Annotated in this window: 16 protein-coding genes and 1 tRNA gene; 15 read left to right on the forward strand and 2 right to left on the reverse strand. The window is 43.0% G+C overall.

Features of this window, described 5'->3' with window-relative positions; all coding sequences use genetic code 11:
• Positions 1 to 74: 74 nt before the first annotated feature.
• Both folP and ACSFC1_RS09165 read right to left on the reverse strand, forming a co-directional pair.
• Complete coding sequence (gene folP, locus ACSFC1_RS09160) at positions 75 to 1259, reverse strand: dihydropteroate synthase (RefSeq protein WP_435565797.1); 1185 nt, start codon at positions 1257 to 1259, stop codon at positions 75 to 77.
• Positions 1256 to 1783: an NUDIX hydrolase gene (locus ACSFC1_RS09165; protein WP_435565798.1), complete on the reverse strand. Its 528-nt coding sequence runs from the start codon at positions 1781 to 1783 to the stop codon at positions 1256 to 1258. Before ACSFC1_RS09165 ends, folP begins: the two co-directional genes overlap by 4 nt.
• 192 nt (positions 1784 to 1975) lie before the next feature.
• On the opposite strand from ACSFC1_RS09165, the gene ACSFC1_RS09170 reads away from it, so the two are divergent.
• The 15 genes from ACSFC1_RS09170 to ACSFC1_RS09240 all read left to right on the forward strand — a co-directional run bounded on the left by ACSFC1_RS09170 (position 1976) and on the right by ACSFC1_RS09240 (position 14380).
• Positions 1976 to 3055: an NAD/NADP octopine/nopaline dehydrogenase family protein gene (locus tag ACSFC1_RS09170; RefSeq protein WP_435565799.1), complete on the forward strand. Its 1080-nt coding sequence runs from the start codon at positions 1976 to 1978 to the stop codon at positions 3053 to 3055.
• Entirely contained in the window at positions 3052 to 4680 is a 1629-nt protein-coding gene (locus ACSFC1_RS09175) for a cobalamin-dependent protein (protein ID WP_435565800.1), read from the forward strand. The genes ACSFC1_RS09170 and ACSFC1_RS09175 overlap by 4 nt, the downstream gene beginning before the upstream one ends.
• A 5-nt stretch (positions 4681 to 4685) precedes the next feature.
• Positions 4686 to 5597 (forward strand): D-alanine--D-alanine ligase family protein, encoded by a 912-nt coding sequence (locus ACSFC1_RS09180; protein WP_435565801.1) that lies wholly within the window; start codon positions 4686 to 4688, stop codon positions 5595 to 5597.
• Between the two features lie 168 nt (positions 5598 to 5765).
• The gene (locus ACSFC1_RS09185; RefSeq protein ID WP_435565802.1) at positions 5766 to 6449 is read left to right on the forward strand and encodes a ribonuclease HII; all 684 of its coding nucleotides are present in this window, start codon (positions 5766 to 5768) and stop codon (positions 6447 to 6449) included.
• Between the two features lie 55 nt (positions 6450 to 6504).
• Positions 6505 to 6705, forward strand: a complete 201-nt coding sequence (gene rpmB, locus ACSFC1_RS09190) for a 50S ribosomal protein L28 (protein WP_435565803.1) — start codon at positions 6505 to 6507, stop codon at positions 6703 to 6705.
• 189 nt (positions 6706 to 6894) lie between these two features.
• Positions 6895 to 7299 (forward strand): IS200/IS605 family transposase, encoded by a 405-nt coding sequence (gene tnpA / locus ACSFC1_RS09195; protein WP_435565804.1) that lies wholly within the window; start codon positions 6895 to 6897, stop codon positions 7297 to 7299.
• A 1-nt stretch (position 7300) separates the two neighbouring features.
• Positions 7301 to 8602 carry an IS200/IS605 family element RNA-guided endonuclease TnpB gene (gene tnpB, locus ACSFC1_RS09200; protein ID WP_435565805.1) on the forward strand — a complete coding sequence of 434 codons (1302 nt, stop codon included), beginning with the start codon at positions 7301 to 7303 and terminating at the stop codon, positions 8600 to 8602.
• A 78-nt stretch (positions 8603 to 8680) separates the two neighbouring features.
• Positions 8681 to 9193, forward strand: coding sequence for an adenine phosphoribosyltransferase (locus ACSFC1_RS09205; RefSeq protein WP_435565806.1), 513 nt, complete (start codon positions 8681 to 8683; stop codon positions 9191 to 9193).
• Positions 9194 to 9206: 13 nt separating this feature from the next.
• Positions 9207 to 10562 (forward strand): glucose-6-phosphate isomerase, encoded by a 1356-nt coding sequence (locus ACSFC1_RS09210; protein ID WP_435565807.1) that lies wholly within the window; start codon positions 9207 to 9209, stop codon positions 10560 to 10562.
• Positions 10559 to 10789, forward strand: a complete 231-nt coding sequence (locus ACSFC1_RS09215; RefSeq protein WP_435565808.1) for a hypothetical protein — start codon at positions 10559 to 10561, stop codon at positions 10787 to 10789. The genes ACSFC1_RS09210 and ACSFC1_RS09215 overlap by 4 nt, the downstream gene beginning before the upstream one ends.
• A 2-nt stretch (positions 10790 to 10791) precedes the next feature.
• Positions 10792 to 11364, forward strand: a complete 573-nt coding sequence (coaE, locus tag ACSFC1_RS09220) for a dephospho-CoA kinase (protein ID WP_435566023.1) — start codon at positions 10792 to 10794, stop codon at positions 11362 to 11364.
• 17 nt (positions 11365 to 11381) lie between these two features.
• On the forward strand, positions 11382 to 12641 hold the full coding sequence (locus tag ACSFC1_RS09225) for an ABC transporter substrate-binding protein (protein WP_435565809.1): 1260 nt from the start codon (positions 11382 to 11384) through the stop codon (positions 12639 to 12641).
• A gap of 44 nt (positions 12642 to 12685) precedes the next feature.
• Positions 12686 to 13717, forward strand: coding sequence for an L-erythro-3,5-diaminohexanoate dehydrogenase (locus tag ACSFC1_RS09230; RefSeq protein WP_435565810.1), 1032 nt, complete (start codon positions 12686 to 12688; stop codon positions 13715 to 13717).
• 8 nt (positions 13718 to 13725) lie between these two features.
• Positions 13726 to 14253 (forward strand): hypothetical protein, encoded by a 528-nt coding sequence (locus tag ACSFC1_RS09235; protein WP_435565811.1) that lies wholly within the window; start codon positions 13726 to 13728, stop codon positions 14251 to 14253.
• 37 nt (positions 14254 to 14290) lie between these two features.
• Positions 14291 to 14380: transfer RNA gene (locus ACSFC1_RS09240), tRNA-Ser, on the forward strand.
• The last annotated feature ends 15 nt before the right edge of the window (positions 14381 to 14395 follow it).

A 14395-nucleotide genomic window follows, 5' to 3' on the forward strand; every position in this document is an offset into this window, starting at 1 on the left:
ATCATGTTCGGATGACAACAAACAGCACGAAAGATTCTCAAGGTTCATTCGTGCCGTTTCTCAAAAGGTTATCATCACCTATTGATCAAAGCGGAAATGAGCTTTGCCACATGCGAATTTGCAAGAACATCATGTACTCTGACGATATCGACCTTTCTTGAAACACAGTACGCCGTTACTGCAAGTGTGCCGTAGAGTCTTTCTTCGGGAGGTATGTTATTCAAAATGGCACCAATGAAGGATTTTCTCGATGCACCAACCAGAACTGGTACCTTGAAGGATTTGAACTCATCGATTCTCCTGAGGATCTCAAGATTGTCTTCGAGTCTTTTGCCAAAACCAATGCCTGGGTCAATGATCACCCTGTCAGCGAGATTCAGTTTTTTCATTAATTCAAGTCTTTCTTTGAAAAAGAACAAAAGCTCTTTTATCACGTCATCGTAATGAGGGTTTTCCTGCATCGTCTTTGGCTCTCCTTTCATGTGCATCAAGACGATTGCAGGTTTGTATTCAAGAAGAACCTGAGCCATTCTTTCATCAAACCTCAGTGCACTGATGTCGTTTATGATATCAGCGCCGATCTTCAGCGCCTCTTGAGCAACAGGAGCTCTGTAAGTGTCCACAGAGATGATCACATCGAAGTTCTTCTTTATCAGCTCAACGGCTGGTATTACTCTATTGAGCTCTTCTTCTTCGGTAATCCTTTCAGAGCCAGGCCTTGTCGATTCACCACCAAGATCGACGATGTCTACGCCTTCTTTGATCATCTTGGCAACAAAATCCACGACTCTTTCTCCATCAACTCTGCTGCCTTTGTAAAAAGAATCTGGAGTGAGGTTGACGATACCCATGATCAAAGTTCTGTCAAAGACCAACTTCTTTCCCGAAGGTAACTCAATCTGCTTTATCCTCTGCTGAAAAAGGCACCTTTCGATCTGTTTTGCAATTTCGTCCAACTGCCAGTAGTGCATCATCGAAAGTTTCTCAACGACTCTTTGGTGCTGGGCAATTGTTCCCATAGTGAGAACGTTGGTCTTTTCAACTTTGTGAGTGATCGCATGTTTGTGTACAGCGGCATCCCCACCAGCGGCAAGCATCTCTTGCTTTATCACATTTGCCGCTATCACAGGTACATCGTAGATCATAAGGCTAACGAAGGTGCCTTTTCTCTGAAAGATCGGAATAGAAGCTGGATCAACTCCCACACTTTGAAGAAGACTTAAAGGATTCTCCACCTTTGAAACAACAAAATCACTCATGCTCTCACCTCTTTGAGCATCTGCTCTATCTGAGAAAGTGATTGACTTATGATCCTTGCCGTTGCTCCCCAGACAACGAGATCTTTCAAAGGATAGCGGCATGTCACATTTCCATTGGGCATGACGATCTCAACACATTTGGTGCTTTTGAAGCTTTCAAGTGCAACGAAGTATATCTCTTCTACCTCTTCTCTGCTCAGGTGAAATTCCTTACATCTCAGAAGAACGAGAAATGGAGTTATTCTGACCCTTGAGTTTATCGTCACGGTGCCTGACAACTGTCCAAGTACCTGAAAACAGCCATCCTTTATGCCTATCTCTTCTTTCATCTCTCTCACAGCAGCCTCCAATGGACCTTCATCTTTCTCGATCAAACCACCTGGGAAACTTATTTGCCCTGGATGGCGTCGCAGTTTTCGAGATCTTCTTATCAATATCAGATAGGGCTCCTGTTCGATGTAAAGAACCGGTACGCACACAGCGGACTCTTCTATGCCCCTCACCTCTATGGGAATTATACCCACCAGCAACCTGCTATAGTTCGAATGAAGATACTGTAAAAAAGTATAACTAAGTTATATTAATGAAGAAAGTCTTTCTGCTAACTGGATTTTAGTTTGACATGAAAGAAATATGATGGTAAAATTTTAGCAAAGCAATCAGGATTACTTAGACAGTAAGAGCGAAAGCGCAAAATGTATTGGGGGTGTTTTTGAATGAAAATATGCGTAATTGGTGCTGGAAATGGTGGACAAGCTCTCGCTGCATTTCTTGCCTTGAGGGGTTTTGATGTCTGTTTGTACAATCGCAGCGAATGGAGAATAGCACCTATAATCAAGTCACACAAAATCAAAGTAGAGGGCGAGATCAACTCAACAGCAGAGATCTCCTTTGCAACGACCAATTTGCAAAAGGCAATGGAAGGTAGGCAACTTCTAATGGTTGTCTTGCCAGCGTTTGCACACAGAGAAATCGCTAAGAAGATGGCACCATTCTTGGAGGATGGACAAGTTGTCGTCTTGAATCCAGGTAGAACAGCAGGAGCACTTGAGTTTTACAACGCACTCAAAGAAGAAGACGTGAAAAGAGATGTTGTCATAGCCGAGGCACAAACTTTTATCTTCGCATCCCGCGCATCGAATCCCGGTGTCGTGAAGATATTCAGAATAAAGAACGCGGTTCCAGTTGCCGCACTGCCGTCGAGCAAAAACGCTGAACTTGAAAAGACTCTCTTGAAGGCCATGCCTGAGTTTGAAATCGCACCAAACACACTTTATACGAGTTTCAACAACATAGGCGCGGTTTTTCACCCAGCGACTATCATCTTGAACACCGGCTGGGTAGAGACAACCTTTGGAAAGTTTGAGTTCTACTTCGAAGGAATCAGCCAATCGGTTGCGAAGGTACTCGAAGCGATAGACGCAGAAAGATGTGAAGTAGCGCGCAAATTTGGAATAGAACCGATGACGGCAGTTCAGTGGCTTTCATACGCTTATGATGTGAGAGGTTCAAACTTGTACGATGCGATTCACAACAACGAAGGTTACAGAGGCATACAGGCTCCAACGAGCTTGGAGAACAGGTACATCTTAGAAGATGTTCCCACAAGTTTGGTTCCAATCTCTGCCTTTGGAAAACTGGTTGGTGTGAAAACTCCTATCATCGACTCCATCATTCGCATTGCTTCTTTGATGATCGGCGTTGACTTTTTTGAAGAGGGCAGGAATTTCAAAAGACTCCACTTAGAAGGAAAGACAGTTCAACAGGTTAAACAGATCATGGAGGTGGGAGAATGATGAAAATTTTGGGTGCCTCCATAGGTAGCTGTGTACACAATGTTGGATTACTCAACTTTCTGAAGATCGCCGAAGAAAATGGATACGAATCAATATATATTGGAACAGCTATACCAATAGACAGACTGGTTGAACAAATTAAGAGAAGCGATCCACAGATTGTGGCTATGAGTTATAGATTGAGTGCTGAATCTTTGAAAAATCTCTTGGCAGAACTCCAAGAATTACTTGAAAAAGAAGGCCTTTTGAAAAAAACCTATATCTTCGGCGGAACCTTTGAAACAGCAGAAGTAGCCAGAAAATTCACCTTCATCAAGAAAGTTTTTGACGGTAGCGAAGAGATAGACGAAATAGTTCTGTTTCTGCGCGGGAAGGCAAGGGAGAAAGAAGATGTACAGATCTTCCCACAAACACTCAGAGAAAGAGTCAACTTCAAAGCACCTTTTCCACTCGTCAGGCATCATATAGGTTTGCAAACCTTGAAAGAAACAACTGAGGAAATCGAAAAACTCGCACGATCGGAGTTATTGGATATCATATCGATCGCACCAGATCAAAACTGCCAGCAGTATTTTTTCGAACCAGAGAAGATGGATCACTCACAGGATGGTGCAGGAGGAGCACCGATAAGATCTTCTGAAGATTTCATCAGACTTTACAAAGCTACAAGATGTGGCAATTATCCTCTTGTGAGATGCTATGCGGGCACAAGCCACATGGTTGAATTTTCAAAACTATTGAAAGAAACGATCAACAACGCCTGGGCTGCAATACCACTCATGTGGTACAGCGACCTGGATAGAAGATCTGAAAGACCTCTGAAGGAAGCGATAGAGGAAAATATGTCAGCCATAGAATGGAACGCACGAAACAACGTTCCAGTTGAGGTGACAGACTCACATCAGTGGGCATTACGGTTGTCACACGATGCCGTTGAAGTTGCCACTGCCTACCTCGCGGCTTTTGCTGCAAAGAAATTGGGTGTGAAAGATTACGTTCAACAGCTCATGCTCGAGACACCATCAGGCTTGTCGGCTCGGGGAGATCTTGCAAAGATGCTTGCAAAGATTGAACTCATAGAATCTCTGAAAGATGAGAACTTCAAAGTTTACAGAATGATACGCACGGGCTTGATGTCTGTGCCTGCCGATCCACACGCCGCGATGGGGCAGCTGAGTGTGTCTATGTTCTATGGTTGGGCATTGAAGCCACACATAATTCACGTCGTTGCATACTGTGAGTCTATGAAAAGAGCTACTTCGAAAGAGATAATAGAGAGTGTGAAAATGGCAAGAAGGGCAGTGAATCTTGCCATGAGAGGAATGCCTGATCCTGTCAAAGATGACTGGATCATAGGAGAGAAAGAAAGAATAAAAGAAGAAGCACTTTTGATCATTGAAAAGATCAAGAGTTTGAAGAACGGCAAAGATGAAGATTTGCTCGATCCTGATGTTTTGTACAAAGCTGTTGAATTGGGCATATTAGATGCGCCGGCTTTGAAAGGTTTTTCGGTGGCAAAAGGAAATGTGAAGACACAGATCATCGATGGACTCTGTAGAGCCATCGATGACAATGGAAAAGTCCTTTCGGAAAGAGATAGGCTGAAAAAGATCTTAGGAGGTTGACAAAAGTGAAGATCGCTGTAGTTTACGACAGATCAAATTTAGAAAGATCAAGAGAGGTAATGGTTTTTTCTGTTTACGAAGCACTCTCAAAAAAATACGATGTGGAACTGCTCGCTTTCGAGGATAGATTTTTCGAAAGAATCAATAGATTCGATTTTGTTTTCAATCTATCTACTGCGTCAAGACAACTGCATGTTCCTGCAGTGCTCGAGCTTTTGAAGATACCGTACACAGGTTCAGATCCACTGGCACATGCGATCTGCATAGACAAAGTGAAGACCAAGATAATACTTTCTCAATGCGGTGTACCAACTGCACCTTTTGTCGCCATAGAGCCAAATGAGTTGGTACCACAGATCGATTTTTATCCAGCCATAGTGAAGCCTTCACGTGAAGGCAGTGCAAAGGGTTTGAGCAAAGATTCAGTCGTTAATGATTATGATTCTCTTCGCAAAAAGGTTCAAGAGATCCACCAGCAGTTCAGAGAAACGGCACTTGTTGAACGATTCATAGATGGAAGAGAGTTCAGCGTCGGCATCTTAGAAAATGAGGTTCTGCCGATTTTAGAGATAGATTTCTCCTCTTTGCCACCAGAATTAGAGAAATTCTATTCCCACAGAGTGAAACACGAATACGGCGAACAGACGAGGTATATCTGTCCTGCGCAGATAGACAGAGATCTTGAAAAACAGATCAAAGACTACGCGCTAAAGACATTCAAAATCTTGGGATTGAGAGATTATGCACGAATCGATCTGAGAGTCAAAGATGACCAGATATATTTCTTGGAGGTTAACTCTCTGCCGATGCTCACACCGAATTATTCAGACATCATCAAAATGGCACAAGCTGCTGGATATTCATACGAAGAGCTCATATACAAGATCTTAGATAGTGCGAAGAAAAGAGTCTCTTGAAGATCCTTTGCTCTTTTTATCTTTCGCACAGGGAAAAATCGTTCAGGCTGTGTCTTCTTGAAAAAACACCCCTTCAACTGTGATATTTTTCGTGTCTCGTTCTATCATGGAAGGTTTATAATCTCAGCTGTAAACAGTGAGATCAGAAAATCGAAAGGTGCCACAGAAATGCACGAAGAGCTCTATAGCTTTGACGAATTTTACAGAAAGTCCTTTGGGACAGTCATAGGTGTAGACGAAGCAGGCAGAGGATCTTTGGCGGGTCCAGTTGTTGCGGCTGCTGTGATTCTGCACAACAAAGTTGATGTGAATGATTCAAAACAGCTCACACCAACGCAAAGAGAGAAGATCTTCAGGGAGATATTGACTTGTTCAAATGTCGGTATAGGACTTGCGAGTGCCGAAGAGATAGACCTGTACAATATCTTCAACGCCACGAAATTGGCTATGAACAGAGCATTGAAGATGTTGAATGAAGAAGGTTTTCTCCTGATAGATGGAAAATCTTTGAATCTGTCAAAGCAAGGCACTTGTATTGTCAAAGGCGATGCAAAGAGCGCTTCTATAGCTGCCGCTTCAATAGTGGCTAAAGTAATACGTGACAAGATTATGGTGGCTTATGACAAAGTCTACCCAGGATATGGCTTTTCAAAGCACAAAGGGTACTGTACACTCGAACATATCACACAACTTAAATCACTTGGACCAACGCTTTTTCATCGCTTGACTTTTTCCCCAGTCTTTTCTCTGCTGGACTACGAGACTTTGAAGAAATTTCTCAGAGAGTTCCCAAACTCCATGAGATTGAAGCTTTTGCTTGAAAGAATTGTTTCATCATCCAGAAGAACTTGAAATTTCTCAGTGCTTTTGGTAATATTGTTTGGACAGGCAGAAAGGGGTATGCGAGATGGCAAAGAGATGTGAGATATGCGGTAAGGAACCCGTAGCAGGTAAAAATGTGAGTCATTCAAACAGACATACTCCACGGATGTTCAGACCCAACTTGCAAAAGGTTCGCGCAGTTATGGAAGATGGAACGATCAGAACAGTCAAGGTCTGTACAAAATGCCTCAAGGCAGGTAAGGTCAAAAAGGTAGCAACATTCTGATGCGCGGAGCAATCCGCGCTTTTTATTTTCCCACCTTTGTTGAAACGTAACACCATTCTTGTGTCTTTAGACAAGAGTAACTCACAAGATGTTAGCAATCAACTACAGTATAATTATCTTGCCACTTGGTTTTCTGCACAGCATATGTTATATGTACCATGTTAATTCACAGTCAAAGGAGCGTCAGTGATGGCACATCTCCACAGAGGAAGAGGTTATGTCTACTCTATCCAATATCATATCGTATGGTGTGTTAAGTACAGGCACAAAATCCTTTATGGTGCAGTAGAACATAAACTAATCGATGTTCTCAACGGAATTGCAAAAGAGCTAGGCAGTAGTATATTAGCTTTGCAAGCAAATTTAGACCATGTGCATCTGTTAGTCGATACCTCACCTCAGGTGTATATCCCAAATCTTGTGAAGGCTCTGAAAGGTGTAAGCGCAAGAAGATTGTTTCAAGCCTTTCCAGAACTAAAATCGCAACTCTGGGGTGGACATCTATGGAACCCAAGTTATTTCGTTGCGACTGTTGGTAGTAATGTAGAGGACAAGGTCAAAGAGTACATCATGTCTCAAAAGGAGCAAAGTTAAGTTGATCACCACGTATAGATACAGAATATATCCGAACAAGAAGCAGAGAATACAACTTGCTAAGACATTTGGCTGCACAAGGTTTGTGTGGAACTATTTTCTTTCTTGGAGAGAGCAAAGGTACAAAGAACAAAAACTCTCAACGACCGAGTCGGAATGTCGAAAACATCTGAATAACATTTTAAAGCAGCAATACCCATGGCTCAGAGAAGTGGACAAATTTGCACTGGAGAATGCATTGATAAACCTTGATAATGCGTATAAGAGGTTCTTCAGACATCAGGGAGGAAAACCGCACTTTAAGACAAAGAAAGCACATAGGTTCTCATACACAACGTACTTCACTGGCAACAATATCGAAATCGATTTTGGTATTCTTGCGGCACAATCAAACAAAAACCGCTGTTGGGGCAAGATAAAGTTGCCAAAACTTGGCTGGGTGAAGGCAAGAATTCACAGAACCTTCGTTGGGAGAATCAAAACAGCAACAGTAAAGATGCTGCCAAGTGGCGAATATTACGTATGTTTATCTGTAGAACACAACGAGTCAGTTTATCAAAACACAAATACAGTACCAGCAAACTTTGTAGTTGCACTGGACTTGGGAATTAAAGACTTCTACGTCGACAGTAACGGTACTTGTGTTAAGGCTCCAAAAGTGCTTTTCAAATATGAAAGAAGGCTAAAGAAGTTGCAGAGAAATCTATCACGAAAGGTTGTAGGGAGTAAGAGTTTTGCAAAAGCCAGAGTAAGGCTCGCTAAATTGTACCAAAGGATATCAAACATCAGAAAGGACTTTATAGAAAAACAGTCCTCAAAGGTAATCAACGAAAACCAAGTTATTATCTGTGAGGACTTGAGAATCAAAAACATGGTGCAAAACAATCGACTTGCCAAAAGCATTCTCGACGTTTCTTGGTCGCAGTTTATAAGCATGCTTGGATACAAAGCGAAGCGGCATAACAGAGTCTTTGTACAACTTTCACCAAACTTTCCATCATCACAGCTATGCAGCAAATGCGGATACAAAAACGAGGCTGTAAGAGACTTAAGTGTTAGGATTTGGCAATGTCCTAACTGCGGAGTTTTGCACAATAGAGACCACAATGCTGCAAAGAATCTACTCAAACACGGATTAATGCAATTAGGTATTTCTGCTGATCATATGAGCAAACGCGTAGGGTTGGGACGATCCGAGCCTAATGGCAATGCCTGTGGAGATTGGGTCTCTACTGCTGAAAAGTCAAAGCTTATCTTTTCAGCAGCAAACTCGGTCGATGAAGCAGGAAGCCCGCGACTTTAGTCATGGGTAGTTCACAACCACCTCTTCATTTGATAAAATCTTTCTGTGCTATTTCTCAAAAAGGATGGTGAAAAAGAGATGGATTTGAGAAATTTTATAAGGGACATCCCAAATTTCCCAATTGAAGGCATTATCTTCAGAGATGTCACACCTCTGTTGAAAAACCCAAAAGCATTCCACACCGCGATCGACGAAATGGCAAAAACTATTTTAGACTGGGATTTTGATTTGATCGTTTCTCCAGAAGCAAGAGGATTCATCTTCGGTGCAACACTTGCTTACAAACTTCAGAAAGGTTTTGTGCCAATAAGAAAACCTGGAAAGTTGCCCTTTGAAACCACTTCAATTGAATACGATCTTGAGTACGGTACAGCCCAGCTTCAGATGCACTCAGACTCAATCGAAAAAGGGCAGAAAGTGATCGTCGTTGACGATGTCCTCGCAACCGGTGGAACAGCCAGTGCAATCGCCAAGCTTGTGAAAAAGATTGGTGGGGATGTAATAGGTATGTGCTTTCTCATAGAATTGACATACCTCGAGCCGAGAAAGAAACTCGAAGAATACCCAGTGAAAACGGTTATCTCATACTGAGAGGGGGAATTTTATGCTTCGGTTCGATTTCAGTTTCATGTTTGAACCGAACACACCAGGAGGTATAACCGACGAAGAGCTTTGTTCTATAAAAGAGCGCATTGTTCAGTCTGTAGAGAAAACCGTGAAAAGCAGACCTGGTTTTGTCAACGTTCTTTTCGACAGAATCTACATGGACTCGGTGGAGGATATCAGACAGTGGGTTTTGTCCTTTGACAATCTGGTAGTCGTGGGTATAGGTGGCTCAAGCCTTGGAGCGGTGGCACTTGCAAACGCACTGACACCACCAGACTGGAATTACCTGTCAAAACAGGAACGAAGTGGATATCTGAGAATCTTTTTCCTTGAAAATGTAGATCCAGATCAAGCGGCAGCAGTTTTGGACGAGGTAGATCCACGTGAAACACTTTTCAACGTGATATCAAAATCTGGATCTACGGCAGAGTGCCTTGCACATTATCAAGTGATACGCGGCTTGCTGCAGATCAGGGGACTAAAACCGTCGGAGCACATCGTTTTCACAACAGACCCAAGGAAAGGATTTCTCAGACAGATCTCACGGGATGAAAAGATACTGGCTTTGGACATACCTCAAGATCTCGGCGGTAGGTTCAGTGTGTTATCACCTGTTGGTCTTCTACCTGCAATGGCATGTGGCGTAGATATAAAGGCACTGATAGATGGTGCAAAGGATGCTTATCTGAAATGCGCAGACCTTAACATAGAGAAAAACCCAGCCGCTATGATGGCTGCGTGTCATTATCTGCACAAAGAAAAGGGTAGGACGATCAGTGTTATGATGCCATATTCAAACAAACTCTTTTCTCTCGCCGATTGGTTCCGTCAGCTTTGGGCAGAAAGCCTTGGAAAGAAATATTCACTTGATGGAAAGGTGATCAACGAAGGCTTGACGCCGATAAAAGCACTTGGAGTTGTTGATCAGCATTCACAGATACAACTCTACAACGAAGGACCTGATGACAAGACAATAACCTTTCTCGAGGTAGAGAGTTTTGATCGGGATGTACTCATACCCGCAGTTCATCATCAAGAAGACATCGCCTATCTCGGCGGGAAGAAGCTCGCAGATCTGTTGAAAAGTGAATTAACAGGGACAGAGAGATCTCTTGCAATGAATGGTAGACCAAGCATGAGAGTCACATTTCCAACGATAAATGCCTATGATATGGGGCAGTTCTTCATGTACTACGAGTTCACAACGGCGTTGATGGGTGATCTTCTGCAGATAAATCCTTATGATCAGCCAGGTGTTGAACTTGGCAAGAGGATAACCTATTCGCTGATGGGTAGAAAGGGTTTCGAAGTGCTGAAGTTTCCAGAGCCAGTCAAAAAGGTTGTGATAGATTGACAGAACAAATAGTGAAAATCCTTCAACCGCTGTCGGTCTATTTTCTCAAGGAAAGTCCATTCGGTGAAGATGTCTATATCGTTGTGATGAACGAGACAAAAGATGTGAACAAAAAGATGTCTGAACTCTACCAAAAAGCAGGTGAAATAGCCATAGTTGTTTTGACACCCGAGGAGTACAAAAGCTTCGAGCCACTCTTGAACGAAAAAGGAGAAAAGTTGTATTGAAAGTGGTAGTAGGTCTAACTGGCAGGATTGGTTCTGGTAAGAGTACAGCTGCTGAGATCTTCAAAGAGCTCGGGGCACACGTGATAGACGTCGATCGAATTGGTCATGAGGTTCTGCAAATGCAAGAAGTAAAGAACTCGCTGAGAAAAATCTTTGGCGATGAGATCTTTGATGGCTTGGAAATCAACCGCAAAAAGCTTGCCTCAAGAGCTTTTTCAAACAGCACTGAACTTCAGCTCTTGGAAAGAGTTGTTCATCCTTTGATAAGAGAGCGCGTGAAAAAACAGATAGACCTACTCGACGGACTCATAATAATCGATGCTGCCATTTTACACAGACTTGGACTCGATGAACTCTGTGATCTTGTTGTGACGATAGTTGCCCCTTTTGAGAAAATCATTCAAAGGCTGAGAGACAAAGGGCTGTCCGAAGAGGAGATCAATAAAAGATTGTCAGCACAGCAGGACATACCTGAATGTGGAACGGTTATAGAAAACGATTCAGATCTCGATTCCCTATGCGAAAAGATAAAGAGTTTTTACACTCGAGTGATAAAATCAAAGTTGTACGGATAACCTGGGGAGGTGTAATTATGAGGAGATTTTTCTTGGTGGCACTGTTGATGGTTGCGGTAACTTTGAGCTTTGCCAAGGTAAAGGTAACTTTTTGGCATGCCATGGGCGGTGGACACGGTCAGACGTTGCAAGAGATTGTGAATTTCTTCAACCAGCAACATCCAGATATTGAAGTCGAAGCAATTTACATCGGAAACTACAGCACACTTCAGCAGAAGTTATTAGCAGCAGCTCAAGCTGGAGGACTTCCAACGATTTCTCAAGCATATTCAAACTGGACAGCTAAACTGATCTACTCAAAGATTGTTGAACCATTGAACAAGTTCATAACAGATCCAAAGATAGGTTTCACACCAACTGAGTGGCAGGATATTTGGGAACCCATGAGGTTGAACTGCACTTGGGACAAAACAGTCTACGCACTGCCGTTCAACAAGAGTATCTACGTTCTGTATTTGAACACAGATGCTTTAACGCTCGCTGGGTTGAAGGTCCCTGAGTCAATTGGTGAACTCAAGAAGGCTGCAATTCTTATGACGGAAGATTTCAACGGCGATGGTACTATCGATCAATATGGATTTGGCTTTCGTTCAACAGTTGACCATTTCCAAGTTTTTCTTGCTCTGAATGGTGGTTCTATTCTGCAAAAGGGATCAGACGGAAAGTGGAAGGTCACTATAAACAGTGAAGAGTCAAGAGAAGTCCTTCAACTCATGCTCGATCTCAAAGACAAATATGCGTTGGTCCAAGGAGGATATCTCGATGGACCATTTGGCGAAGGCAAGATCGCGATGTTCATAGAGACTGTTGCGAGCAAGCCTTACGTAGCAAGCTCATCTGCTGGAAAACACGGCTGGACTTGGGCACCTCTGCCTTTATGGAAGACCCAAAACGCTCTGTTTGCAGGAACAGATGTGATCATGTTCAGCACAGCGAAAGATGAAGAGAAAAAAGCCGCTTGGGAGTTCATGAAATTCCTTATTTCGCCAGAGATAACGGCATACTGGGCAACAAAGACTGGATATCTGCCTGTGAGAAAGAGTGCAACTGAAACACAGATCTGGAAGAAGTTCGTCGCAGAGGATCCAGCAGCGGAGGTACCACTTCAACAGCTGCCAAATGGTGTGTTTGATCCACAACTCGGTGTATGGGCAGAGATCAGAACAATCGTTGGAAACATGGTTAACGATGTTCTGTTTGGCAAGAAAACAATAGCCGAAGGACTGAAGTGGGCTGAACAGGAGATAACAAGAGAGCTTCAAAAAGAAGGGCTGTAACACGGAAGGGGGCTTGTCCCCCTTTTTCATCTGGAGGTGACTTTGTGCGCGGGGATCCATTCGGCATTCACAGAGTTATAGAACCAAAGGGCAAGTTGCCACAACCAGCGTGGAGATTAGACAACGACACATCAAAGTTGTACGACAACGAAATTCTGATAGACGTGATCAAACTGAACATAGATGCGGCTTCATTCACACAGATCAAGAGTGAAGTTGGAAAAGATGAATCGAAAGTGGCTGAGAAAATCATGCAGATAGTGAAAGATCGTGGCAAGATGCACAACCCGGTGACTGGTTCTGGTGGAATGCTCATAGGAAGAGTCAAGAAGATTGGAAAAGATCTAAAGGTGGATATAAAAGAAGGAGATAAGATAGCCACACTTGTTTCCTTGAGCCTAACACCTCTTAACTTGAAGAAGATCATAAAGGTTCACCTTGACAAAGAACAGGTCGATGTTGAGGCAGAAGCTATATTGTTTGAAACAGGTGTTTTCGCAAAACTGCCTGAAGATATGCCTGAGTCGGTGGCTCTTGCCATTCTCGATGTGGCTGGTGCACCAATACAGACCGCAAGATTAGTTTCACCTTCAGACACCGTTCTGGTGATAGGTGCTGGCGGCAAATCAGGAGTTTTATGTTGTTATGTAGCAAAGAAGTATGCAGGACCAACTGGTAAGGTGATTGGCTTGGTTCACTCAGAGAGATCGATAGCCGAACTCGAAGGTCTCGGAATAGTCGATAAAGTTATGGTGGCAGATGCACAAGATGCGGTTGGAACTTACAGAAAGTTCATGGAACTGAACCAAAATGAACTGGCTGATGTTGTCATAAATGTTGTGAATGTTCCTGACACAGAGATGACTTCTGTGATGTGCTGCAAAGAACAGGGAAAGGTTTATTTCTTCTCGATGGCGACCAGTTTCACAAAGGCCGCCCTTGGTGCTGAAGGTATAGGCAAAGATGTTGATATGATAATCGGAAATGGTTATGCAAAAGATCACGCAAGATTTGCTTTAGAGATTGTAAGAGAAAACAGAAAACTCTACGAACTCTTTTTGAAAAGATACGGATGAGGTGAAAGATGCGGCAGCTTGACGAATTCACAGTTGAGTATTTTCAGAACAGCGATGAGGCGAAGAAAGTCTATGAAACGGTGCAAAAACTCGAAGTAGAACTCGGCAAACCTCTGAAGATGGGAAATAACGAATACTCTGGCAAGGTACACATCACAGTGTATGCCGTGGACGACAACGAGGAATATCCTTCTCTGTCAGTTCTACTCGTTTTGCATGGTGAAAATGTTTTAGATCACCTGGTGAATTCTGGGGCAGATTTCAGTAAAACGGATAGACTTGAAGAGCTGGATTTTGTCAAAAATTTCTCCAAAGAACCTGCCTCTCTGGTAAACTTGGATACGATCGATGGAGATCTTGCCATCATAGAGAGCGGCGTGAACAGCATAATCTGTTTTGTCAGCTTCAACAAAGCGAAAACTTTAAATCAAGAACAGTTGGCACAATGGATAGTCAGAAAGTATGTTCAAAGACATTTTGATCTCGAAGGCGAATATATTGTGAAAGTGGCGTCAAATTCAGTTCTCGATCTCTGAGAACTAGGCAGATCTTTTGATATAATCAGTTCAGGTTGGAGGCGTGTCCGAATAGGCTAAGGAGCCGGTCTCGAAAATCGGTGGGCTTTTCAAGCCCTTGTGGGTTCGAGTCCCACCGCCTCCGCCAGGTTTTGTGGGGTGG

It is taken from the genome of Pseudothermotoga sp. U03pept (assembly GCF_051235805.1).
In the GTDB taxonomy this organism is placed as follows: domain Bacteria; phylum Thermotogota; class Thermotogae; order Thermotogales; family DSM-5069; genus Pseudothermotoga_B.

Bases quoted from the DNA above. Each gene is read 5' to 3' on its own strand.
- folP (WP_435565797.1), bottom strand. From the start codon at position 1,259: ATGAGTGATTTTGTTGTTTCAAAGGTGGAGAATCCTTTAAGTCTTCTT.
- ACSFC1_RS09170 (WP_435565799.1), top strand. From the start codon at position 1,976: ATGAAAATATGCGTAATTGGTGCTGGAAATGGTGGACAAGCTCTCGCT.
- ACSFC1_RS09175 (WP_435565800.1), top strand. From the start codon at position 3,052: ATGATGAAAATTTTGGGTGCCTCCATAGGTAGCTGTGTACACAATGTT.
- ACSFC1_RS09185 (WP_435565802.1), top strand. From the start codon at position 5,766: ATGCACGAAGAGCTCTATAGCTTTGACGAATTTTACAGAAAGTCCTTT.
- rpmB (WP_435565803.1), top strand. From the start codon at position 6,505: ATGGCAAAGAGATGTGAGATATGCGGTAAGGAACCCGTAGCAGGTAAA.
- tnpA (WP_435565804.1), top strand. From the start codon at position 6,895: ATGGCACATCTCCACAGAGGAAGAGGTTATGTCTACTCTATCCAATAT.
- ACSFC1_RS09205 (WP_435565806.1), top strand. From the start codon at position 8,681: ATGGATTTGAGAAATTTTATAAGGGACATCCCAAATTTCCCAATTGAA.
- ACSFC1_RS09210 (WP_435565807.1), top strand. From the start codon at position 9,207: ATGCTTCGGTTCGATTTCAGTTTCATGTTTGAACCGAACACACCAGGA.
- ACSFC1_RS09225 (WP_435565809.1), top strand. From the start codon at position 11,382: ATGAGGAGATTTTTCTTGGTGGCACTGTTGATGGTTGCGGTAACTTTG.
- ACSFC1_RS09235 (WP_435565811.1), top strand. From the start codon at position 13,726: ATGCGGCAGCTTGACGAATTCACAGTTGAGTATTTTCAGAACAGCGAT.